22 protein-coding genes are annotated in these 21,437 nt (G+C 72.9%); 7 read left to right on the top strand and 15 right to left on the bottom strand.

Going from position 1 to position 21,437, the window contains the following annotated elements; translation table 11 throughout:
- Positions 1–52: 52 nt before the first annotated feature.
- Positions 53–1,522, top strand: a complete 1,470-nt coding sequence (gene eat / locus ACZ4TG_RS31665; RefSeq protein WP_468169395.1) for an ethanolamine permease — start codon at positions 53–55, stop codon at positions 1,520–1,522.
- A gap of 94 nt (positions 1,523–1,616) precedes the next feature.
- Positions 1,617–2,321: a gamma-glutamyl-gamma-aminobutyrate hydrolase family protein gene (locus ACZ4TG_RS31660; RefSeq protein WP_468169392.1), complete on the top strand. Its 705-nt coding sequence runs from the start codon at positions 1,617–1,619 to the stop codon at positions 2,319–2,321.
- Positions 2,322–2,421: 100 nt separating this feature from the next.
- On the opposite strand, the gene ACZ4TG_RS31655 is transcribed toward ACZ4TG_RS31660, so the two are convergent.
- Positions 2,422–3,342, bottom strand: a complete 921-nt coding sequence (locus tag ACZ4TG_RS31655) for a LysR family transcriptional regulator (protein ID WP_468169389.1) — start codon at positions 3,340–3,342, stop codon at positions 2,422–2,424.
- 70 nt (positions 3,343–3,412) lie between these two features.
- Here ACZ4TG_RS31655 and ACZ4TG_RS31650 point away from each other — a divergent pair, with 70 nt between their 5' ends.
- Positions 3,413–4,537 carry a TDT family transporter gene (locus ACZ4TG_RS31650; protein ID WP_468169387.1) on the top strand — a complete coding sequence of 375 codons (1,125 nt, stop codon included), beginning with the start codon at positions 3,413–3,415 and terminating at the stop codon, positions 4,535–4,537.
- 4 nt (positions 4,538–4,541) lie between these two features.
- Here the strand turns inward: ACZ4TG_RS31650 and ACZ4TG_RS31645 are convergent, their stop codons facing one another.
- Genes ACZ4TG_RS31645 through ACZ4TG_RS31635 form a run of 3 tightly spaced genes read right to left on the bottom strand, consistent with a single transcriptional unit; the run spans position 4,542 to position 6,584 of the window.
- Positions 4,542–5,207 (bottom strand): signal protein, encoded by a 666-nt coding sequence (locus ACZ4TG_RS31645; RefSeq protein ID WP_468169384.1) that lies wholly within the window; start codon positions 5,205–5,207, stop codon positions 4,542–4,544.
- 23 nt (positions 5,208–5,230) lie between these two features.
- Complete coding sequence (locus ACZ4TG_RS31640) at positions 5,231–5,953, bottom strand: helical backbone metal receptor (protein WP_468169382.1); 723 nt, start codon at positions 5,951–5,953, stop codon at positions 5,231–5,233.
- 4 nt (positions 5,954–5,957) lie between these two features.
- Positions 5,958–6,584 carry a helix-turn-helix domain-containing protein gene (locus ACZ4TG_RS31635; protein WP_468169379.1) on the bottom strand — a complete coding sequence of 209 codons (627 nt, stop codon included), beginning with the start codon at positions 6,582–6,584 and terminating at the stop codon, positions 5,958–5,960.
- A 162-nt stretch (positions 6,585–6,746) separates the two neighbouring features.
- Between ACZ4TG_RS31635 and ACZ4TG_RS31630 the strand changes: the two genes are divergently transcribed.
- The 4 genes from ACZ4TG_RS31630 to ACZ4TG_RS31615 all read left to right on the top strand — a co-directional run bounded on the left by ACZ4TG_RS31630 (position 6,747) and on the right by ACZ4TG_RS31615 (position 11,137).
- Entirely contained in the window at positions 6,747–7,652 is a 906-nt protein-coding gene (locus ACZ4TG_RS31630; protein ID WP_468169448.1) for a 5'-3' exonuclease, read from the top strand.
- 49 nt (positions 7,653–7,701) lie between these two features.
- Positions 7,702–8,535 (top strand): siderophore-interacting protein, encoded by an 834-nt coding sequence (locus tag ACZ4TG_RS31625; protein ID WP_468169376.1) that lies wholly within the window; start codon positions 7,702–7,704, stop codon positions 8,533–8,535.
- Between the two features lie 79 nt (positions 8,536–8,614).
- Positions 8,615–10,150 (top strand): serine hydrolase, encoded by a 1,536-nt coding sequence (locus tag ACZ4TG_RS31620; protein WP_468169373.1) that lies wholly within the window; start codon positions 8,615–8,617, stop codon positions 10,148–10,150.
- 30 nt (positions 10,151–10,180) lie between these two features.
- Positions 10,181–11,137, top strand: coding sequence for a pseudouridine synthase (locus ACZ4TG_RS31615; protein WP_468169370.1), 957 nt, complete (start codon positions 10,181–10,183; stop codon positions 11,135–11,137).
- Positions 11,138–11,185: 48 nt separating this feature from the next.
- Here ACZ4TG_RS31615 and ACZ4TG_RS31610 read toward each other — a convergent pair whose 3' ends face one another.
- The 11 genes from ACZ4TG_RS31610 to ACZ4TG_RS31560 all read right to left on the bottom strand — a co-directional run bounded on the left by ACZ4TG_RS31610 (position 11,186) and on the right by ACZ4TG_RS31560 (position 21,430).
- Positions 11,186–11,836 (bottom strand): TetR/AcrR family transcriptional regulator, encoded by a 651-nt coding sequence (locus tag ACZ4TG_RS31610; protein ID WP_468169368.1) that lies wholly within the window; start codon positions 11,834–11,836, stop codon positions 11,186–11,188.
- A 91-nt stretch (positions 11,837–11,927) separates the two neighbouring features.
- Positions 11,928–14,780, bottom strand: coding sequence for a DEAD/DEAH box helicase (locus ACZ4TG_RS31605; RefSeq protein ID WP_468169365.1), 2,853 nt, complete (start codon positions 14,778–14,780; stop codon positions 11,928–11,930).
- 92 nt (positions 14,781–14,872) lie between these two features.
- Complete coding sequence (locus ACZ4TG_RS31600) at positions 14,873–15,760, bottom strand: diacylglycerol kinase (protein ID WP_468169362.1); 888 nt, start codon at positions 15,758–15,760, stop codon at positions 14,873–14,875.
- A gap of 78 nt (positions 15,761–15,838) precedes the next feature.
- On the bottom strand, positions 15,839–16,795 hold the full coding sequence (gene tatC / locus ACZ4TG_RS31595; protein ID WP_468169359.1) for a twin-arginine translocase subunit TatC: 957 nt from the start codon (positions 16,793–16,795) through the stop codon (positions 15,839–15,841).
- Between the two features lie 56 nt (positions 16,796–16,851).
- On the bottom strand, positions 16,852–17,148 hold the full coding sequence (gene tatA, locus ACZ4TG_RS31590; protein WP_468169356.1) for a Sec-independent protein translocase subunit TatA: 297 nt from the start codon (positions 17,146–17,148) through the stop codon (positions 16,852–16,854).
- 198 nt (positions 17,149–17,346) lie between these two features.
- Complete coding sequence (locus ACZ4TG_RS31585; protein ID WP_468169353.1) at positions 17,347–17,547, bottom strand: hypothetical protein; 201 nt, start codon at positions 17,545–17,547, stop codon at positions 17,347–17,349.
- Between the two features lie 26 nt (positions 17,548–17,573).
- Positions 17,574–17,858, bottom strand: coding sequence for a hypothetical protein (locus ACZ4TG_RS31580; RefSeq protein ID WP_468169350.1), 285 nt, complete (start codon positions 17,856–17,858; stop codon positions 17,574–17,576).
- Between the two features lie 14 nt (positions 17,859–17,872).
- Positions 17,873–18,841, bottom strand: a complete 969-nt coding sequence (locus ACZ4TG_RS31575) for a helix-turn-helix transcriptional regulator (protein WP_468169347.1) — start codon at positions 18,839–18,841, stop codon at positions 17,873–17,875.
- Positions 18,842–18,887: 46 nt separating this feature from the next.
- A complete protein-coding gene (locus ACZ4TG_RS31570) occupies positions 18,888–19,850 on the bottom strand; it encodes a helix-turn-helix transcriptional regulator (RefSeq protein ID WP_468169344.1) in 963 nt (320 codons plus the stop codon).
- Between the two features lie 151 nt (positions 19,851–20,001).
- Positions 20,002–20,397 carry an FKBP-type peptidyl-prolyl cis-trans isomerase gene (locus ACZ4TG_RS31565; RefSeq protein WP_468169341.1) on the bottom strand — a complete coding sequence of 132 codons (396 nt, stop codon included), beginning with the start codon at positions 20,395–20,397 and terminating at the stop codon, positions 20,002–20,004.
- A gap of 28 nt (positions 20,398–20,425) precedes the next feature.
- Entirely contained in the window at positions 20,426–21,430 is a 1,005-nt protein-coding gene (locus ACZ4TG_RS31560; RefSeq protein ID WP_468169338.1) for an FKBP-type peptidyl-prolyl cis-trans isomerase, read from the bottom strand.
- Positions 21,431–21,437 lie beyond the last annotated feature (7 nt).

The raw sequence follows: 21,437 nt of genomic DNA, 5'->3' as shown, positions 1-21,437 counted from the left end.
TCCCATGACGCAAAGGTACGCCTCACAACCATTGCCTTAGGCAGGAGCGCACATGGCCGACGACACCGACGCCCGGCTGACAGCCGTGCCCGAACCCACCAAGTCCCCCGAGGGCGACGCCGGCTATCTGGAGCGCCGCACGCTCCGGCGCGGCAGCGCCGGCTGGCTGCTGCTCACCGGCCTCGGCGTCGCGTACGTCGTCTCCGGCGACTTCTCCGGCTGGAACGTCGGCCTGGCGCAGGGCGGTTTCGGCGGTCTGGCCATCGCCACCGTCCTGATGGGAGCGATGTACGCCTGTCTGGTCTTCTCCCTCGCGGAACTCTCCGCGATCCTGCCGACGGCGGGCGGCGGCTACGGCTTCGCCCGCCGCGCGCTCGGGACCTGGGGCGGCTTCCTCACCGGCACGGCGATCCTCATCGAGTACATCCTGGCCCCCGCCGCGATCGCCATCTTCATCGGGGACTACGTCGAATCCCTGAACCTCTTCGGCCTCACCTCCGGCTGGCCGGTCTACCTCGCCTGCTTCGCGATCTTCATCGGCATCCACCTCTGGGGCGTCGGCGAGGCCCTGCGCTTCTCCCTCGTGGTCACCGCCATCGCCGTGATCGCCCTGATCGTCTTCGCGCTCGGCGCGTTCACCGAGTTCGACGCCGCCAACCTCGACGACATCGCCGTCGACACCACCGCCTTCGGCGCGGGCTCCTGGCTGCCGCTGGGCGTCCTCGGCATCTGGGCCGCCTTCCCGTTCGGCATGTGGTTCTTCCTCGGCGTGGAGGGCGTACCGCTCGCGGCCGAGGAGGCCAAGGACCCGGTCCGCTCGATGCCGAGGGCGCTGTCCATCTCCATGGGCATCCTGATCCTGCTCGCCCTGATCACCTTCCTGGCCTCGACCGGCGCCCGCGGCGCCGACGCCATCAAGGACGCGGGGAACCCGCTCGTCGTCGCCCTGGAGGGCAACCCCGGACTCTCCTGGCTGAAGACCTTCGTCAACTACGCCGGTCTCGCCGGGCTGGTCGCCTCCTTCTTCTCGCTCATCTACGCCGGTTCGCGCCAGCTGTTCGCCCTCTCCCGGGCGGGCTACCTGCCGCGCTTCCTGTCCCTGACCTCGAAGCGCAAGGCCCCGTACCTCGGCCTGCTGATCCCCGGCGCGATCGGGTTCGCCCTGGCGGCGGCCACCGGCAACGGTCCGCGCATGCTGAACATCGCGGTCTTCGGCGCGACCATCTCGTACGCGCTCATGGCCCTGTCGCACATCGTGCTCCGCAGGCGGGAGCCGGGCCTGGAGCGCCCGTACCGGACACCGGGCGGGATCGTCACCTCGTCGGTGGCCTTCGTGCTGGCCCTGTCCGCCCTGGTCGCCACGTTCCTCGTCGACAAGTCGGCGGCCTTCATCGCGCTGGGGGTGTACGCCGTGGCCCTCGCCTACTTCGCGATCTACAGTCGGCACCACCTGGTGGCCTCCGCGCCCGAAGAGGAGTTCGCGGCACTGGCGGCAGCCGAGGCGGAATTGACCCGCGACTGAAACCCTCGACCCGTACCGTCGCCGGTACCGACCGGCACCGACCGGCACCCACCGGTCCACCGCAGCACCCGGAACCACCCTGGAGGTAGAGCCCGTGCCCAGGCCGCTCATCGGCATCACCACCTACGTCGAGGAATCCACCCGCTACAACGTCTGGGACCTCCCGACGGCCCTCGTCCCCACCGGGTACTACGAACTCGTCCAGGCGGCGGGCGGCGCGGCCGTCCTGCTGCCACCGGACGAACCGGGCCGGGCCGCGGAGGTGCTGAGCCGGATGGACGGCCTGGTCGTCGCGGGCGGCCCGGACGTGGACCCGGTCCACTACGGCGCCGCGCGCGACCCCCGTACGGGTCCCCCCGCGACGGTCCGCGACGAGTGGGAGCTCGCGCTGATCAGGGCGGCGCTCGCCGCCGACCTCCCGCTGCTCGGCATCTGCCGGGGCATGCAGGCGCTGAACGTGGCCCTGGGCGGCAGCCTGGTCCAGCACATCGACGGACACGTCGACACCCCGGGCGCCACCTCCTGGCACCCGGTCCGCCCGGTCGAGGGCACCCGCTACGCGCAGCTCGTCCCGGAGGAGGCGGAGGTCCCGACCTACCACCACCAGGCCGTGGACCGGCTGGGCCAGGGCCTGATCGTCTCGGCCCACGCCGTCGACGGCACGGTCGAGGCCATCGAACTCCCCGACCCGGACCGCTGGGTCGTGGGCGTCCAGTGGCACCCGGAGCGCGACAAGGACACCCGGGTGATGGACGCCCTCGTCGCGGCGGCGAACGCAACCACCCTGGCGCGCGTCTGAGGCGCGGGGGCCCGGGGGCTGCGACCCTCGCGGGGGCTGCGGCCCCTGAGCCCCGCCTGCCGGAGCCCGGATCGGCGACGCCGGGCCCCGGCGCCGGGGCTCAGGCCGCCCGGGTCAGCGACAGCAGGTCCCGCGCCGGGCCGGCCGGCCGGGCCCCCGTCGGCCACACGGCCCGCAGCGCCCGGTCCAGCGCCGCACCGGCGACCGGTACCTCCACCAGCCGCCGCGACCCCAGTTCGTCCCCCACCGCCAGCTCCGACAGCACGCACGGCCCGGCCCCGCTCAGCGCCGCCGCCTTCACGGCCGTCGTCGACGCCAGCTCCAGCAGCGGCTCCGCCAGCCCCCCGGACCCCGCCAGCGCCGCGTCCAGCACCTGCCGCGTCCCCGACCCCCGCTCGCGCAGGATCAGCGGGGTCGCCGCCAGCTCCCGCGCCGGCACCGGCTTCGAGCGCCGCGCCCACGGGTGCCCCGGCGCCACCGCCACCACCAGCCGGTCCTGCGCGATGACCACCGAATCCAGCCCGTCCGGCACGGACAGCCCCTCCACGAAGCCCAGATCGGCCTCGTGCGCGAGCACCAGTTCCGCGACCACGGCCGAGTTCCCCGCGTGCAGCGACACCGCCGTCCCGGGCCGCTGCCCCCGCAGCGCGATCAGCCAGCCGGGCAGCAGGTACTCCGCGATGGTCATGCTGGCCGCCACCCGCAGCCGCGAGTCGCGGCGGCCCCGCAGTGCCTGCGCCCCCGCGTCGAAGGCCTCGGCCGCCTCCACCACCCGCCGGGCCCAGTCCGTGACCAGCGCCCCTTCGGCCGTCAGCGTGGACCCGCGCGGCGACCGGTCCACCAGTGCCACCCCCAGGCGGGTCTCCATGGCCCGGATCCGGCTGCTCGCCGCGGGCTGGGTGATGCCCAGCCGCCGGGCCGCCCCGCTCAGGCTGCCGACCCGCGCCACCGCGAGCAGCAGTTCCAGCGCGCCCAGGTCCGGCACGCGGTGCGCCAGCGGAACCCACTCCTCATTACCCATAAGGTCAGTTTATGGCCTCATAGGACACCGGCCTCTGCCGCCCGCACCGCCCCGGCGGGAGGCTGAACCCATGGCCACCACCCTCGTGCGACCCCGCACCACCACCGCATCCGCGCCCCTGGCCCACAAGGCCCCCGCGCTCCGGCACCTCGGCCCCAACTGGTACGCCTCGATCATGGGCACGGCCATCGTCGCCAACGCCGGCGCGACGCTCCCGTACCAGCTCCCCGGCCAGCGCGTGGCCTGCCAGCTCGTCTGGGCGCTGTCCGCCGCGGCCCTCGCCGTCCTGCTCGCCGCCCGCGCCGGGCACTGGCTCCACCACCGCGACCAGGCCCGCGCCCACCTCATGGACCCGGCCGTGGCACCGTTCTACGGATGCCTGTCGATGGCGCTGCTGGCCGTCGGCGGCGGCACCCTGATCGTCGGCAGGGACCTGATCGGGCTCCGGGCGGCCGTCGCCGTGGACGCCGTGCTGTTCACCGCCGGTACCGCCGTGGGCCTGCTGATGGCCGTGGCGGTGCCCTACCTGATGGTGGTCCGGCACAAGGTCGAGCCGAAGCAGGCCACCCCCGTCTGGCTGCTCCCCCTGGTCGCCCCGATGGTCTCCGCCGCGCTGGGCCCCCTGCTGATACCCCACCTGCCCGCGGGCCAGGCCCGTGAGGCGATGCTGCTGGGCTGCTACGCGATGTTCGGCATCAGCCTGCTGGCCACCCTGCTGATGCTCCCCCTGGTCTTCGGCCGGCTGATCATCAGCGGCCCGCTGCCCCTGGCGCTGACCCCGGCCCTCTTCCTGGTCCTGGGTCCCCTGGGCCAGTCCACCACCGCCGTGAACCAGCTCGCCGACATGGCCCCCCTGTCGATCGGCGCCCCCTACGCGGGAGCCCTCGGCGCCTTCGCCGTCGTCTACGGGGTCCCCGTGATGGGCTTCGCCCTGCTGTGGCTGGCCCTGGCCGCGGCGATGCTCGTCCGGGCCGCCCGCAACGGCATGGGCTTCGCGATGACCTGGTGGGCCCTGACCTTCCCGGTCGGCACCTGCGTCACCGGTGCGGCCGGCCTGGCCCGCCACACCGGTCTGACCGCCTTCGCCTGGCTGGCCGCCGCCCTGTTCCTGGTCCTGCTGACCACATGGCTGACGGCCGCCTGGCACACCCTGCGCGGCCTGTTCTCCGGCCGGCTGCTCACCGCCCCGCGCTGACGGGTCAGCCGACCTGGAGCTCGTAGGCGACCGACAGCGAGAACGAGCCGCTCGAACCCTCGAAGGCCAGCGAGTGCGGGCCGGGCGCCAGCCCGTCGAGCTGGACCCACAGCCCGCAGCCCTGGGTGGCCATGCCTCCGGCCTCTCCCGTCACCGGGTTCCCCTCGACGCCCTCGATCCGGATGGGCGTGGCCTCGTACCGCACCGGCTCCAGCGCCTTGGCGTCGAGGACGGCCCTGCCCTTGGCCCCGGCCATCGAGACGGTGCAGGCGGCCTTGGTTCCGGTGAAGTCGATGACGGGGAAGGCCACCGGCCGCCCCGCCGGGACCGAGCAGCTGCGACGCACCGGGCCGCCGAAGCTGCCCGCGAGGAACCAGACGTCGGCGGGCTGGTTCTCGGCGCAGAAGGTCCCGTCCGGGTCCGCCACCGGGTTGGCGCGGGCGGGACTGGAGGCGGCCCAGCTCCACCAGCGGCCCTGGAGCTCTGCGGCGCCGAGCCGCCCCGGAGCCCCGGCGGCAGGGGCGGAGGCCGGGGCGGAGGCAGGGGCGGACGCGGAGCCGGCCCCGGAGGCAGGAGCGGAATCCTCGGCCCCCGGCACCGCGCAGGCGCCGGTGAGCAGGGACAGCAGGGCCGTGCCCGCGAGCAGGGCGGGGGATCTTCGGGTGCGCATCCCCGCAGGGTACGAGCAGCCCCTCAGCGCGCCGCGCGCAGGGCGTCCCCCAGTACCTTCGGCGCCTCGGCGAGGGAGGGCCCGTACCAGGTCAGGTGCCGTCCGCTGACCAGCGCGGCCGGCAGCTCCGGGAAGGCCTCGGGCCCGTCCGACGCGGTGAAGCGGTACGGCTCGTCGGGAAGCACCACCAGGTCGCAGCCCGCAGCCGCCAGCTCCGGCGCCGCAACCCTGGGGTACCGCTCCGCGTGCCCGGCGTAGGCGTTGCGCACCCCCAGCCGTGCGAGCAGGTCCCCTGCGAAGGTGTCGCGGCCCAGCACCATCCACGGCCGCCGCCACACCGGTACGAAGGCCCGCCACTGCCCGGCCGGCTCGGCCCGCGCCCACGCGGTCTCGGCGTCCGCCAGCCAGCCGGGCCGGGGCAGCCCGAGGGCTCCGACGAGCAGCCGGTCCAGTTCGCGCAGCGCCTGCGGGAGGTCGCGGATCTCGGTGACCAGGACCGGTGCCCCGGCGGCCCGCAGCTCCGCCAGGTCCGGGGCCCGGTTCTCCTCCTCGTTGGCGATCACCAGGTCCGGGCGCAGGGCCACGATCCCGCGTACGTCGGGGTTCTTCGTCCCGCCGATCCGCACCACGCCCGCCTCGTCGAGGCCGGCCGGGTGCGTGCACCAGTCGGTGGCCCCCACCAGCAGGCCGGGTGCGCTCACCGCCACCGCCTCGGTCAGCGAGGGCACGAGCGATACGACGCGCACCGGCTCAGTGCTCGGGCGACGGCGGCTCGGAGGTGGCGTGGATGTGCTCGCCCACCGCCACCACCAGGATCCGGGTGTCCTCGGTGACGGCCCGCCACCGGTGGCGCACCCCGCCGGAGAGGAACAGCGCGTCGCCGCTCTCCAGCCGGTACGCCCGCCCCTCGGCCTCCACCTGGCAGGCGCCCGCGACCACGTACATCAGCTCGTCGTTGCGGTGCTGGTACTCGCGGCCCGCGTCCTGGTCCCCGGTGAACTCCAGCGCGTGCAGCTGGTGGTGTCCCCGTACGAGGGGGCGTACGCCCAGGACCGGGGTGAGCGCGGAGTCGTCGCCGGCCCGCACGAGGTCGACCGTACGGGCCGTGTCGGAGGCGGCCAGCAGCTCCACGGCCGTGGTCTCCAGCGCGTCCGCGACCCTCTCCAGGGAGCGCATGCTGGGCCGGGCCCGCTCGTTCTCTATCTGGCTCAGGAAGGGGACGGACAGACCGCTGCGCGCCGACACCGCGGCGAGGGTCAGGTGGAGCGCGCGGCGCCGTTTGCGCACGGCCACGCCCACCCGGAGCGGTTGGTCCTTGGCGTCCTTGTCCTTCTCGTCCTTGCCGTCCGTGTCGACCTTGCCGTCCTTGTCGTTCATGTCGGGGCTGCCCTCCCCTTGTCCGTCGGCGGCACATCGGTGTGCTGTAAGCACCTTACGCAGCATCCGCCCCCGGATTCGCGTGCACGGCTCGACCGGTCCGCGGTCGACGGTCCGCCGGGCGGCTGCGGCATCATCGTCTGCGTGACGACACGACGCCTGATGCTCCTGGACACCGCCTCCCTCTACTACCGCGCCTACTTCGGTGTGCCGGACTCCGTGAAGGCCCCGGACGGCACCCCGGTCAACGCCGTGCGCGGGCTGCTCGACTTCATCGGGCGGCTGGTCCAGGACCACCGCCCGGACGATCTGGTGGCCTGCATGGACGCCGACTGGCGCCCGCACTGGCGGGTGGAGCTGATCCCGTCCTACAAGGCGCACCGGGTCGCCGAGGAGACGCAGTCCGGTCCGGACGTGGAGGAGACCCCGGACACGCTCGCGCCGCAGGTGCCGATCATCGAGGCGGCGCTGGACGCGTTCGGGATCGCCAGGGTGGGCGTCGCCGGGTACGAGGCGGACGACGTGATCGGCACCCTGACGGCGCGGGCCACCGGCCCGGTGGACATCGTCACCGGCGACCGGGACCTGTACCAGCTGGTGGACGACGCGAAGCAGCGGCGGGTGCTGTACCCGCTGAAGGGTGTGGGCACGCTCCAGGTGACGGACGAGGCCTGGCTGCGCGAGAAGTACGGGGTGGACGGGCCCGGGTACGCGGACCTGGCGCTGCTGCGCGGGGACCCGAGCGACGGCCTGCCCGGGGTGCCGGGGATCGGCGAGAAGACCGCGGCCAAGCTGCTGGACGCGTACGGGGACCTCGCGGGGATCATCGCGGCGATCGGCGACCCGAGGTCGAAGCTGACACCCGTGCAGCGCAAGCGGCTGGACGAATCCCGGCCATATCTGGCGGTGGCCCCGAAGGTGGTCCAGGTGGCCTCGGACGTGCCGCTGCCCCCCTTCGACCCTGCGCTCCCCGCGGCTGCGGCGGAGCCCGAAATGCTCGACGCACTGGCTCGCCGGTGGGGTCTCGGTGGAGCGGTCTCGCGCCTGGGGAGCGCGCTCCGCCCCTGAGGTGCTAACTTAGGTAATCCTAAGTTTCAGGGGAGTCAGGGGAGACGCCGTGGCAGAAGGACGCGCCCGCACAGTCGGCACCGCCGTCGTCGTACACACCGAGCGCTTGACTCCGCACATGGTGCGGATCGTGCTGGGAGGTGCCGGCCTGGCCGGTTTCGGCGCGGGCGAGTTCACCGACCACTACGTGAAGATCCTCTTCGCCCCCGAGGGCGTGAGCTACACGACCCCCTGGGACCTGGAGCAGATCCGCTCGGCCCACCCGCGCGAGGAGTGGCCGCGCCAGCGCGCGTACACGGTCCGCGCCTGGGACCCGGCCCACCTGGAGCTGACCCTGGACTTCGTCGTCCACGGCGACGAGGGCCTGGCCGGCCCCTGGGCGGCCCGTGTCCAGCCGGGTGAACTCGTACGCTTCCTCGGCCCGGGCGGCGCCTACTCCCCGGCCCCCGCGGCCGGCTGGCACCTGCTGGCCGGCGACGAGAGCGCGCTGCCCGCGATCGCCGCGGCGATGGAGCGGATGCCGGTCGGCGCGGAGGTGCACGCGTTCGTCGAGATCGACGGCCCGGACGACGAGCAGAAGGTCGCCACCCCCGACGGGGTGGTCCCGGTCTGGCTCCACCGCGGCGACCGCCCGGTCGGGAAGGCCCTGGTGGAGGCGGTCACCTCCCTGGAGTTCCCCTCCACGGACGTCCACGCCTTCGTCCACGGCGAGGCGGGCTTCGTGAAGGACCTGCGCCGCCACCTCCGCGTCGAGCGCGGCATCCCGAGGGAACGTCTCTCCATCTCGGGCTACTGGCGCCTGGGCGAGACCGACGAGGGCTGGCGGGCGATCAAGCGCGACTGGAACGCCGAGGTCGAGGCCGAGCAGGAGCTCACGGCCTGACAGGTCGCCACCGCGCCGGCCGCAGCCCGCGCCGGCGCCCCGCCGGGCGCCCTCACCCGTTCGGCGGGACACTGGGCCCATGCGTACGCTCCGCGTGCTCGGCACCGCGGGGGCCGCGACCCTGCTGGCGGCCACCGGGGCGGCGGCCGCCCCCAGCCCGCCGCCGCAGCCCAGGCCCCAGCTGACAGACGCCCAGGTCGCCTCGGCGGTGGACCGGCTCGACTCCATCGTCACCGGCATGATGAAGCGCACCGGCGTCCCCGGCGTCTCCGTCGCCGTGGTGCACGACGACAAGGTCATCCACCTCAAGGGCTTCGGCGTCCGCAAGACCGGCGAGAAGGCGGCCGTCGACCCCGACACCGTCTTCCAGGTCGCCTCGCTCTCCAAGCCCGTCTCCTCGACGGTCGTCGCCGGCACCATGAAGGACCCCGCCGACTGGGACGACCACGTCGCCCTCCCCGGCTTCGCCCTCAAGGACCCGTGGGTCACCGACCACGTCTCCGCCGCCGACCTGTTCTCCCACCGCAGCGGCCTGCCGGACCACGCCGGCGACCTCCTGGAGGACCTCGGCTACGACCAGGCGTACATCCTCGACCACCTGCGCCTGGAGCCCCTCAGCGCCTTCCGCGCGAGCTACGCGTACACCAACTTCGGCTTCACGGCCGCCGCCGAGGCCATCGCCAGGGCCCACGGCACCAGCTGGCAGAAGCTCGCCGACGACACCCTCTTCAAGCCCGCCGGCATGACCCGCACCAGCACCACGTTCTCCGCCTTCGCCAAGGCGCCCGACCACGCCGCCACCCACGTCAAGAACCCGGACGGCACCTGGAGCCCCCGCTTCGTCCGCGACCCGGACGCCCAGGCCCCGGCCGGCGGGGTCAGTTCCACCGCCCGCGACATGGCCCGCTGGATGCGGCTCCAGCTGGCCGGCGGCACGCTCGACGGCAAGCGGATCGTCCCGGCCGAGCCGCTCGCCCGCACCCACCTCCCCGAGATCGTCTCGCAGCCCGTCAACGCGACCGGGGGCACCAGCTTCTACGGGCTCGGCTGGAACGTCTCCTACGACCAGGCCGGCCGGCTCCGCCTCAGCCACTCCGGGGCCTTCGACCTCGGCGCCAACACCAACGTCACCATGCTCCCCCTGGAGAAGCTCGGCATCGTCGTCCTCACGAACGGCGCCCCGGTCGGCCTCGCCGACGCCGTCGCCCTCGACTTCTTCGACTTCGCCGAGCACGGCAAGGCCACCACCGACTGGCTGGCGCTGACCGGGGCGCTCTACGCCCAGCTCGACGACACGGACCGGTCCCGCACCGACTACGCCAAGCCGCCCGCCGGCGCCAAGCCGGCCCGGGACGACACCGCGTACACCGGGACGTACGACAACCCCTACTACGGCCAGGCCACCGTCACCGCGAACCCGGACGGCAGCGGCCTGACCCTCTCCCTCGGCCCGAAGCCGATGCGCTTCCCGCTCACCCACTACGACGGCGACACCTTCAGCTACGTGACCGCCGGCGAGAACGCCGTCGGCCGCACCGGGGTCACCTTCGCCGACGGCACGCTCCGCATCGAGTACCTGGACGCCACCCACCTGGGGACCTTCACCCGCCGGTAGCCCCCGCGGCAGGGCCTACGCTGGATCCCGATGAAACGGAACATCCCGCCCGCGCCCCTGCCCCAGATCTCCGGCATCGACCCGGTCCGGCTGCGGCTGCCCCCGGACCCCGAGGGGATGTGGCCGGATCTGGGCTCCTACCTCACGGCGCGCTACGCGGGCACCCGGGGCGCCGAGTCGATGGCGCGGCTCCTGCACGGCGGGCGGGTGCTCGGCCCCGGCGGGCGGGTGCTGCGCCCGCAGGACCCGTACGAGCCGGGCGGCTTCCTGTGGTTCCACCGGGACATGCCGCCCGAGCCGGTGGTGCCCTTCCCGATCCGGGTCGTGCACCGGGACGCGCACCTGCTGGTCGTGGACAAGCCGCACTTCCTGGCGACCACCCCGCGCGGCAGCCACGTCACGCAGACCGCCCTCGCCCGGCTCCGCGAGGAGCTGGACCTGCCGACGCTGAGCCCGGCGCACCGGCTGGACCGGCTGACCGCCGGACTGGTCATGTTCAGCATCCGCCCCGAGGACCGCGGCGCCTACCAGTCGCTCTTCGAGCAGCGGAAGGTCTTCAAGGAGTACGAGGCCCTCGCCCCCCACGATCCGGCGGTCGCCCTGCCCCGTACGGTGCGCAGCCACATCGAGAAGGTCCGCGGCGTGATGGCGGTGGTGGAGATACCGGACGCCGAGCCGAACGCCGAGAGCCTGGTCGAGCTCACCGGCACCCGGGACGGCCTGGGCCGCTACCGGCTGACCCCGCACACCGGGCGCACCCACCAGCTGCGCGTGCACATGAACGGCCTGGGGCTGCCCATCCTCGGCGACCCGGTCTACCCGGTGGTCGCCGACCCGGTCGACCCGGCGGACTACCGTCGGCCCCTGCAGCTCCTGGCCCGGACCCTGGCGTTCACCGACCCGGTCACCGGCAGCGCGCACCGGCTGGAGAGCGGCCTGACCCTGCGCGCCTGGGACGACCGCGCCGGCTGGGAGGCGGGCGGCTAGGGCCCGGCCGGATCCCGTCGGGCCCGGCCGGATCCCGTCGGCCCGGCCCTACGTCGCGACGCCGGCGATCCGCAGCGCCGCGTCGGCGGCGGCCTCGGCGAAGGTCGCCACCGGGCGGGCCGGATCGGAGCGGTGGATGAGCATGACGCCCTCGATCAGCCCGAAGACGAGGTCGTTGCGCAGGGTCAGCCCCGCCCGGTCACCGGCGAGTTCGGCGCCGGCCGAGGTGGCGTGCAGCAACTCCAGGTAGGCATCGCGCAGTTCACCGCGCATCCGGCGGAACTCGCCGAACCGGTCCGCGGACAGTTCGGGCAGCAGGTACAGGGCGCCCAGGTTGTACGGTCCCCCGCACAGGAGCAGCACGTCCGACCGGCACAGCTCCCACAGCCGGTGGGCGGCGGGCCGGCCGGTCTCGGCCAGCAGGCGGCGGGCCAGTTCCAGCGAGGGCGCGACGGTGGACTCCAGGAGTTCGGCGAGGAGTTCCTCCTTGCCGCCGAAGTAGTGGTACATCGTGGCCTGGCGCATCCCGGCCCGTTCGGCCACCGCCCGCGTGGTGGTGGCCGCGTACCCGCGCACCGTGAACAGCTCGGCCGCCGCGCAGAGGAGTTCCTCGCGCGGCGGCCGGCCGCTCTCCCGTCTCAGCTGATCGGCGCGTGGCCGACCGACCCGTCTCGGCCCTTCGTCCGTTCCCCCACTCATAAATCCGATCGTCGCACAGGCCACGCCGAACGGATCATGGCAAGAGATGAGATCCGGCCATCCCGGCTCTCGGAGGAAGCCCCAAAAGCGCCTAGCCGACCGAGCTGTAGGCCACTACACCCCGAAGTAGCGCGTCCACGGCCTTACGGGCATTTCGCGCCACCGTGCTCCCGCCCTGGGAGGACGGCGGAGCGGAGGACGACGGGGCCGCCGCGGCGATCTGCCCCAGCACGTCGATGACCTGCTTGCACCAGCGCACGAAGTCGCCGGCCGGCATCTCCGCCTCGCGCAGCACCTCGTCCAGGCTCTTGTCGGAGGCCCACTGGTAGGCCGCCCACGCGAAGCCGAGATCCGGCTCGCGCTGGCCCACGCCCTCCGCCTGGTTGATGCGGTGCTCCTCCTCCAGCGCGTCGAGCCGGCCCCAGATCCGGACCATCTCGCCCAGCGCCGCCTTCGCCGCGCCGCCCGGCACCTTGGGGGCCACCGCGTCGTCGGCCTGCCGTGATTCGAAGACCAACGCCGATACGCAGGCGGCCAGTTCGGCCGGACTCAGGCCCTCCCAGACGCCCTCGCGCAGGCATTCGGACGCCAGCAGGTCGAGCTCCCCGTACAGCCGGGCGAGCCGCTTGCCGTGCACGGTGACCTCGTCCTCGCGCAGGTAGTCCAGCTCGGTGAGCAGCGCGTGGATGCGGTCGAAGGTACGGGCGATGGTGTTCGTCCGGCCCTCGATGCGCCGCTCCAGCTGCTGGGTGTCCCTCTTGAGCCGGTGGTAGCGCTCGGCCCAGCGGGCGTGGTCCTCGCGCTCGTCACAGCCGTGGCAGGGATGCGCCCGCAGTTCGCTGCGCAGCCGGGCGATCTCGCGGTCGTCGGCCGCAGCGGCCCGGCCGCGCCGCTGGCGCTCCGGGGTGACGTGCCCGGCCTTGGCCCGCAGCGCGGTCGCCAGGTCCCGACGGGACTGCGGCGAGCGGGGGTTGAAGGTCTTCGGGATCCGCATCCGGTCGATGGCCTCGACCGGGACCGGGAAGTCGATCGCGGCGAGCCGCTTGACCTGCCGCTCGGCGGTGAGCACCAGCGGGCGCGGGCCCTCGGTGTACTCGTGCCCGCGGTGCCCGTTGGAGCGCCCGGCCGGCACGCCCGGGTCCAGGACCAGCGCGAGCCCGGCGAACTTGCCGGTCGGCACGTGGATGACGTCGCCCGGCTTGAGCCTCTCCAGCGAGCCGGCCGCCTGCGCCCGGCGCTGCGCCGCGCCCTGCTTGGCCAGCTCCGTCTCACGGTCCTTGAGGTCGCGGCGCAGCCGCGCGTACTCCTCGAAGTCCCCCAGGTGGCAGGTCATGCCCTCCCGGTAGCCGTCGAGGCCCTCCTCGTTGCGCTGCACCTGCTTGGAGATGCCGACGACCGAGCGGTCCGCCTGGAACTGCGCGAACGAGGTCTCCAGCAGCTCGCGCGAGCGGTGCCGCCCGAACTGCTGGACCAGGTTCACCGCCATGTTGTAGGAGGGCTTGAAGCTGGAGCGCAGCGGGTACGTACGGGTGCCGGCGAGCCCGGCGAGGGCCGCCGGGTCCATGCCCCGCTGCCAGAGCACCACCGCGTGGCCCTCGACGTCGATCCCGCGCCGGCCGGCCCGGCCGGTGAGCTGCGTGTACTCGCCGGGGGTGATGTCGGCGTGCTGTTCGCCGTTCCACTTGACGAGCTTCTCCAGGATGACCGTGCGCGCGGGCATGTTGATGCCCAGCGCGAGGGTCTCGGTGGCGAAGACGGCCTTCACGAGGCCGCGTACGAAGAGCTCCTCGACGACCTCCTTGAAGGTGGGCAGCATGCCCGCGTGGTGCGCGGCGATGCCCCGCTCCAGGCCTTCCAGCCACTCGTAGTAGCCCAGGACGTGCAGGTCCTCGGTGGGGATGGACGCGGTCCGCGCCTCGACGATCTCGCGCACCTTGAGGCGGGCGGTCTCGTCGTTGAGCCGCAGGCCCGCGTACAGGCACTGCTGGACGGCGGCCTCGCAGCCGGCCCGGCTGAAGATGAAGTTGATGGCCGGGAGCAGGTCGTCGTTGTCGAGGCGGGCGATGACCTCGGGACGGCTCGGGGTCCAGATCCGGCTGCGGGAGCGGCGCTCGCGCTCGCGGTCGGCCTCGCGGACCATCTTGCCGCGCCGCCGGTCCTTCGGGTTGTACGTGCGGCTGTTCTCCTCGCGCGCCATGCGCAGCAGGTCGGGGTTGACCTCCCGGCGGGCGGAGCCGCGGCCTCCGTGGTCGGACTCCTCCTCGAAGAGGTCGTAGACCCGGCGGCCGGCCATGACGTGCTGCCACAGCGGGACGGGCCGCTCCTCGGAGACGATCACCTCGGTGTCGCCGCGCACGGTGTCGAGCCAGTCGCCGAACTCCTCGGCGTTGGAGACCGTGGCGGAGAGCGAGACGAGGGTCACCGACTCGGGGAGGTGGATGATCACTTCCTCCCAGACGGCGCCGCGGAAGCGGTCGGAGAGGTAGTGCACCTCGTCCATCACGACGTAGCCGAGGCCGAGCAGCGACTGCGAGCCCGCGTAGAGCATGTTGCGGAGCACCTCGGTGGTCATCACGACCACGGGCGCCTCGGAGTTGACGCTGTTGTCGCCGGTCAGCAGGCCCACCTTGTCGGCGCCGTAGCGCTTGACGAGGTCGGCGTACTTCTGGTTCGACAGGGCCTTGATGGGCGTCGTGTAGAAGCACTTGCGGCCCTGTCGCAGGGCGAGGTGCACGGCGAACTCGCCGACGATCGTCTTGCCCGAGCCCGTCGGGGCGGCGACGAGGACGCCCTTGCCCGCCTCAAGTGCCTTGCAGGCCTCGACCTGGTACGGATCCAGGCCGAATTCGTACATCTCGCGGAAGGGGGCCAGGGCGGTGGCCTCTTCGGCGGCGCGGATCCGGGCAGCGGCGTACCGCTCCGCGGGTGAGAGTTCTTCGGTCATCTTGTTGTCGAGCCTACCCGTCACCCCTGACAACAGTCGCGATCTTTACGAGGAGGGGCCGTGACCGGAACCGCACCGTCCAGGGACGCCCGCTAGGCCAGGAGCCGCAAGGCCGCCGGTACGCACTCGGCCGTCACCGGCAGCGGCCCCAGCGGCTCTCCGTCCGCGTAGGCGGTGATGCCGGCGGCCTCCAGCGTGACCTTCGCGGCCCGGTGGACGGTGACCTTCGGGTGGCCGAGGTGCGTCCCCCGGTAGACCTGCGGGAACACCTTCAGCAGGGTGGCCCGGCTGCAGTCGCCGACCACCGTGATGTCGAAGAGCCCGTCGTCGGGCACCGCGTCCGCGCAGATGCGCATCCCGCCGCCGTACGAGGACCCGTTGCCGACCGCCACCAGCGTGGCCTCGGTCTCGACGGCGGGGCCGTCGTCGAGGGTGATCCGGTACGGGAAGGGGCGGAAGGCGGCCAGCTCCGCGAGCATCGCCAGGTCGTACTTGAAGCGGCCCAGCGGCAGCCGCGTCCGGTTGCCCCGGTCGTTGACCCGCGAGTCGAAGCCGGAGCACAGTACGGTCCCGTACCAGGTGCCGGCGGCGCGCCCCAGGTCGATCTCCCGGATCCGGCCCTCCTTGAGCGCCCCGGCGGCCAGCCGGCCCGCCCCGGCGGGATCCCGTACGGGCAGTCCCAGGGCCCGCGCGAAGTCGTTGCCGGTGCCCACCGCGACCACGCCGAGCGGTACCAGGGTCCCGGCCAGCGCCTGGAGGGCGAGGGAGACCATCCCGTCGCCGCCCACCGCGACCACCGCGCCGGTGCCCTCGCGTACGGCGGTGCGCAGCCGGGCCAGCGCGTCACCGGCGTCGGCGCCCAGGACGGTCCGTACCGAGAAGCCCGCCGCCCGGAGCGCGGAAGCGGCCGGCTGCGCGGCGTGCGCGCCCCGGCCGCGGCCCGCGGTGGGATTGACGAACAGGGTGATCTCAGAGCTCACGCCCGGGAATCTACCGGAGGCGTTCCCGGCGCCCACCCGCCCCGGGGCGGCTCCCGGCGGCGGCCGGGGGCCTGCCCGTCAGGTGGCGTCGTCGTAGCCGTTGATCCGCCGGCGTCCGCCGTCGTCCTGTCCGGGCAGTGCGGAGGGGGCCGGAGCCTGCCCGGCCGCGCCCACGGGGGCGGGGGTCAGGTCCAGCTCGGAGGCTTCGTCGTCGTCGAGGCCCGCGTCGGGGTTGTTGCGGCGGCGCCGGCGGTCGTTGAGGAGGCAGACCCCGAGCGCGAAGAAGTACAGCGCGACCATCGGGGCGGCCAGCGCCAGCATCGTCGGCGGGTCACCGGTGGGCGTGGCGAACGCGGAGAAGATCGTGATGCCGATGACCATGCCGCGCCACCAGCCCGCCATCCGCTTCGCGCTCAGGACGCCGGTGACGTTCAGCAGGATCAGCAGCAGCGGCAGCTCGAAGGCGAGGCCGAACACCACGACCATGCGCGTGACCAGGTCGAGGTAGTCGTCGACCGGCAGCAGGTTGCGGGCGTTCTCGGGGGTGAACTCGAGCAGGATCGTGGCGGTCTGCGGGAGGATCTTGTACGCGAGGACCGCGCCGGCGCCGAACAGCGGGGCACCGACCGCGACGAAGCTGATCGCGTACTTCTTCTCGTGGTTGTGCAGGCCGGGAGCGGTGAAGGCCCACAGCTGGTAGAGCCACACCGGCGCGGAGAGCACCACGCCCGCGGTGAGCGAGACCTTCAGGGCGATCGAGAACGGTGCGATGAGGCCGTTTACGGTCATGTCGGCGCAGGGGCGGCCGTTGCGCTGCGAGACCACCCCGTCGGTGCAGCCGACGGAGTCCAGCATCGGCTTCAGCATGAAGTCGATGAGGTCCTTGTAGAAGAAGGCGGCCGCGACGGTGATCACGACGATCGCCAGGACCGACTTCAGCAGGCGGTTTCTCAGCTCACGCAGGTGCTCGACAAGAGGCATCCGCCCTTCGGCGTCCTTGTCCGCTTTCTCCTGCTTGCGGGCAGACTTGAGCAACCCACGTCCCTTGTCTCGTTGCAGATGTCCGGTATGACCGGAGTGGCCGTCGGGTGTCAGCCCTGGGTGCTGCGGTTCGGCTCGCCGACCGGGCGGGCGCTGGTGACGTCACCCGGGGCGGCCTGGATGGTGCGGGGGGCGACGGGCTGCTGCGGGGCCTGGTCGGCGACGGGGGCGGCGGTGGCCGCGTCGTCCGCTTCGCCGTCCTTCTTCATGGCCTTGGCCTCGCTCTTGAGGATGCGGGCCGACTTGCCGAGGGAGCGGGCCATCTCGGGGAGCTTCTTGGCGCCGAACAGCAACACGATGACAGCGATGATCAGAAGGATCTCAAGGGGCTTCAGATTGCCGATCATGTGTGTCTTCCTTACTCACCGAAACGGCTGGTTGTGGTGGCGGGCGGCGCCGGACAAAGATCCGGTATGCCCTCCTGCAAGGATCGTAACCCCCTGGGGTTAACGCCCGGCAATCCCCCGGGGTCTCCCTGCTTGCGTACGCGACGGGTGACGGGACCGACGGTACGGGTCCCGCCGCGCAGTTTCCATGGGCAGGGGTTAAGGGAGTGTGGCGCGTCCGGTGCGGGCCAGGTCGGCCGCGGCCCGTTCGAGGTCGCCGGAGGCCTCGGTGATCCGGCGGCTGGCATCGGCCACCTGGCCCGACAGCCGCCGTACCTGCACGAAGACCCGTACGGCCAGCACGGCGAGGACGGCGACCCCGAGGAAGCCCAGGGCAATTGCGAGCATCGGCCACAGCATGGGACGAGCCTAGGCCACCGGCCGCCTCAGACGCTGCGCAGGGTGCTCACGCCGCCGCCGGTCAGCAGCTCCACGATGCGCTCACCGGCGGGTTTGCGTACGGAGGCACCGCACTCGGGACAGGTGAACGAGTAGAAGGTGGCCCTTCTGCTGCCGCCGATCGCCAGCCTCAGGGCGCCCGCCTTCAGCTCGAAGCGGGCCCGGCAATCGGGGCAGCCCGCCTTGAAGGTGACCGCGCCGGCCCCGGCGGCGGCCGACAGCTCCGCCGGGCCGGGGCCGGACCCCGGTACCCGCCCAGATGATGGCGACATCGTCCCCGCTCCCCCTAGTCCTGTTCCCCGTACCCCGCGAGTGCCTCTCGAGCGGCCTTCCGCGCGCTCTCCGCCAGCTCCGGCGGGGACACGATCCGGCCCTCCCGGCCCAGCCGCAGCGCCAGGCGGCGCAGCGAGGCCGGGTCAGGGCTGCGCAGCGTGATCCGCAGGCCGCCGTCCGCCAGTTCCTCGGCGCTGTCGTGCGGGTAGTACTCCGCGACCCAGCGTCCGCCGGGCCCGACCTCGACCACCACCTCCGGGTCCTCGGCGGCCGGCTGTACCAGGCCCTCGGAGAGGTCCCGGGGTTCGATGGCGGGCGGCTCGGCCCGTTCGTCCAGCAGCCGGATCTCGGCGACCCGGTCGAGGCGGAAGGTGCGCCGGGCCTCGGAGAGGTGGCACCACCCCTCCATGTACGTGTGCCCCACCGCGAAGAGCCGGATGGGGTCGACCTTGCGTTCGGTCAGCTCGTCCCGCGCGGGCGAGTAGTAGCGCAGCCACAGCCTGCGCCGCTCCGCGATGGCCCGGTCGACGTCCGCGAAGACCCCGCCCTCGGACTCGAAGGTCACCGACAGCCGCGAGCTGGCCCCGGCCGCCTCGCCCGCGGCCGCCTCCAGCTTGGCGGTGGCCCGCAGCAGGGCCTCCCGGTCGCTCTCGCGCAGCCCCGGCAGGGTGGCCACGGCGCGGGCGGCGACCAGCAGCGCGGTCGCCTCGTCGGCGGCCAGCCGCAGCGGCTCGGCGGTGGACTCCCCCGACGCGTCGGGGTTGCGCCACCAGATGCGCTCCCCGTCGGTGTCGATGTCGAGCAGGTCCCCGCCGCGGAAGCTGGTTCCGCACATGGGCAGGACGTCGAGGTCCGAGATCAGCTCGTCCTCGGTGATCCCGAAGGCGCGCGCGACGTCGGCGACGTGCGCCCCGGGGCGTTCGCGCAGATACGTCACCAGGGACAGCATCCGGCGGGTCTGGTCAATGGCGTTCGCAGCCATGCTGGTACGTCTCCCCCTCAGGGCGTGTCTTGCGATTGTTGCGGGATCAGCCCTTGGCCACGGCGCGCAGCCGGTCCACCACGTCGGCCCGCAGGTCCGCGGGCTCCACCACCACGACGTCCGGGCCGAACTCGACCAGCCAGGCGTCCAGCCCGTGCCCGTACGGGATCTCCAGCTCGTCCCAGCCCTCCCCGTCCACGCCCTCGCGGACCGCGGTGGCCTTGGCCCGCAGCGGGTACCCGGCGCCGGCGCGCAGCCGGATCAGGGCCGAGCGGTCGGCGCTCTCCCCGGCCCAGCTGGCCACCGTCTCCCGTACGGTCACCACGTCCGGCACCTCGGCGGTGTACTTCGCCGCCCGGGACCGGACCTTGCCGGTGATCCGGGAGAGCCGGAACACGCGCTCGGCGCCGCGGTCCCGGTCGAAGCCGGCCAGGTACCAGTGACCGCGCCAGCACTCCAGCGCCCAGGGCTCGACCTGGCGCGGCTCGGGCCGCGCCGCGGTGGACTTGCGGTAGTCGAAGACCACCGGCCGCCGGTCCCGGCAGGCCAGCATCAGCGGTTCGAAGGCCGCCTCGTGGACCGGGATGCGCGGCTCGATCGCGCTGTGCTGGCCCTCGTACGGGTCGCCGGCCTCCGGCATCCCGCCGGCGCGCAGCTTCTGCAGGGCCCCGCTGGCCGCGCCCGCGAGGCGGGCCTGCTGCCAGACCTTGGCCGCGAGCCCGAGGGCGGCGGCCTCCTCGGCGTCGAGGGAGACGGGCGGCAGCCGGTTGCTGTCCCGGCGGGCCAGGTAGCCGGTCTCGCCCTCCAGGTTCTCCACCGTCTCGATGACCAGGCCGAGTTCCCGAAGATCGTCCTTGTCCCGCTCGAACATGCGATTGAAGGATTCGTCGTTGCCGGCTTCCAGGTAGGCCTCGATGGAGCCGCGCAGCTCGCGCTTGCTGAGTGGCCGGCGGGTCCCCAGCAGACACAGCGCCAGATTCATCAGCCGCTCGGCCTTGGCAATCGCCATCGACGCCATTCCGCCCTTCTCGACGTACACCCCGACGTACGCGTGCGCGTACGGCCTCGTGACCGTTGACCGTACCGCCCCGGCGGTCCCCCGCAAAAGCGAGGGGCCCCCGCCGAACGGCAGGGGCCCCACAGCTGTGACAGCCGATGGATCAGGCGTCCATCAGGTCGCAGACGAAGATCAGCGTCTCGCCCGGGGCGATCAGGCCGCCGCCCGCGCCACGGTCGCCGTACGCGAGGTGCGCGGGGATCGTGATCTTGCGGCGGCCGCCGACCTTCATGCCCTGGACACCCTGGTCCCAGCCCTTGATGACCTGACCGACACCGAGCTGGAACTCCAGCGCGGAACCGCGGTTCCAGGAGGCGTCGAACTCTTCACCGGTGGAGAACGCCACGCCCACGTAGTGGACCTTGATGAAGGCCCCGACCTTGGCCTCGGCGCCGTCGCCCACCCAGACGTCCTCGATCACGAGGTCGGCGGGGGCGTCGCCCTCGGGGAAGTCGATCTCGGGCTTCTCGAGCTTGTCGCTCACGGAACTGCTCCTCATGTGTACGAACCGGTGATCCTGAACAGTCTTACACTGCTCCGAGGATGTCGACGACGAAGACGAGGGTGGAGTTCGCCGGCAGGTCCTCACCCTTCGCCTGGTCCTTGTAGGCCATCTCCGGCGGAATCACCAGCAGGACGCGGCTGCCCACCTTCTTGCCGACCAGGCCCTTGTCCCAGCCCTCGATGACCTGTCCCTGGCCGATGACCGTGTTGAACGGCTGACCGGTCTTCCAGGAGTTGTCGAACAGCTTCGCGGAGTCCTTGCCCTGGTTCGGGGCCCAGGCGGCTCCGCTGTACTGCATGTAGACGGTCTGGCCGTCCTTGACCTCGGGACCCGTGCCCTCGATGAGGACCTTGTCGACCAGCTCCTTCGGAGGGTCGTTCTTCGGGATCGTGATCGTGGCGGCCTCTTCCTTGTCCGCCTTCACCTGCGGCAGCTCCGACGGGATCGGCGCCTGGGTGCCCTCGGCCTTCTTCGGCATGACCGACTCGACGTCCAGGACGAAGACCAGGTTGTCGGTCGGGCCGACCCCGAGCTGCGGCTGGCCCTTGGAGCCGAACGCCGCCGCCGGAGGCGCGACGACCAGCACGCGGCTGCCGGCCTTCTTGCCCACCACGGCCTCGCTGAAGAGCGGGAGGATCTCCGGCGAACCCGCCGGGACGACGATCGGCGAGCCGCCCTCGTCGTAGGACCCCTTCAGGTCCTTGCCGTCCTTCCAGATCTTGCCCGTGTACTTGGTGACGGCGAGGTCGCCCTTCTTGACCTCGGCGCCCGTGCCCTCCTTGACGGTGCTGACCACGAACTTGCCGCTCGGGTCGCCCTTGGGGACGGTGATCTCCGCCTTCTTCCCGGGCTCACCCGCCACCGTCGGCATCGGGTCCGCGGACGCGACCGCCTTCGGTACTTCAGGCTGCGAGGCGTCGGCCGAAGGGGACGCAGAATCCTTCTTCCCCTTGTCGTCGCCCCCTCCGCAGGCCGCGGTGAGCATCAGAGCCGGCACGATGAGCGCGGCAGCAAGTCGGCGTCGCACAGTGGTC

It is taken from the genome of Streptomyces sp. NPDC028314, from assembly GCF_055565795.1.
The sequence above is the reverse complement of the archived record's forward strand: the minus strand, read 5'-3'. Positions and strand labels throughout refer to the sequence as shown.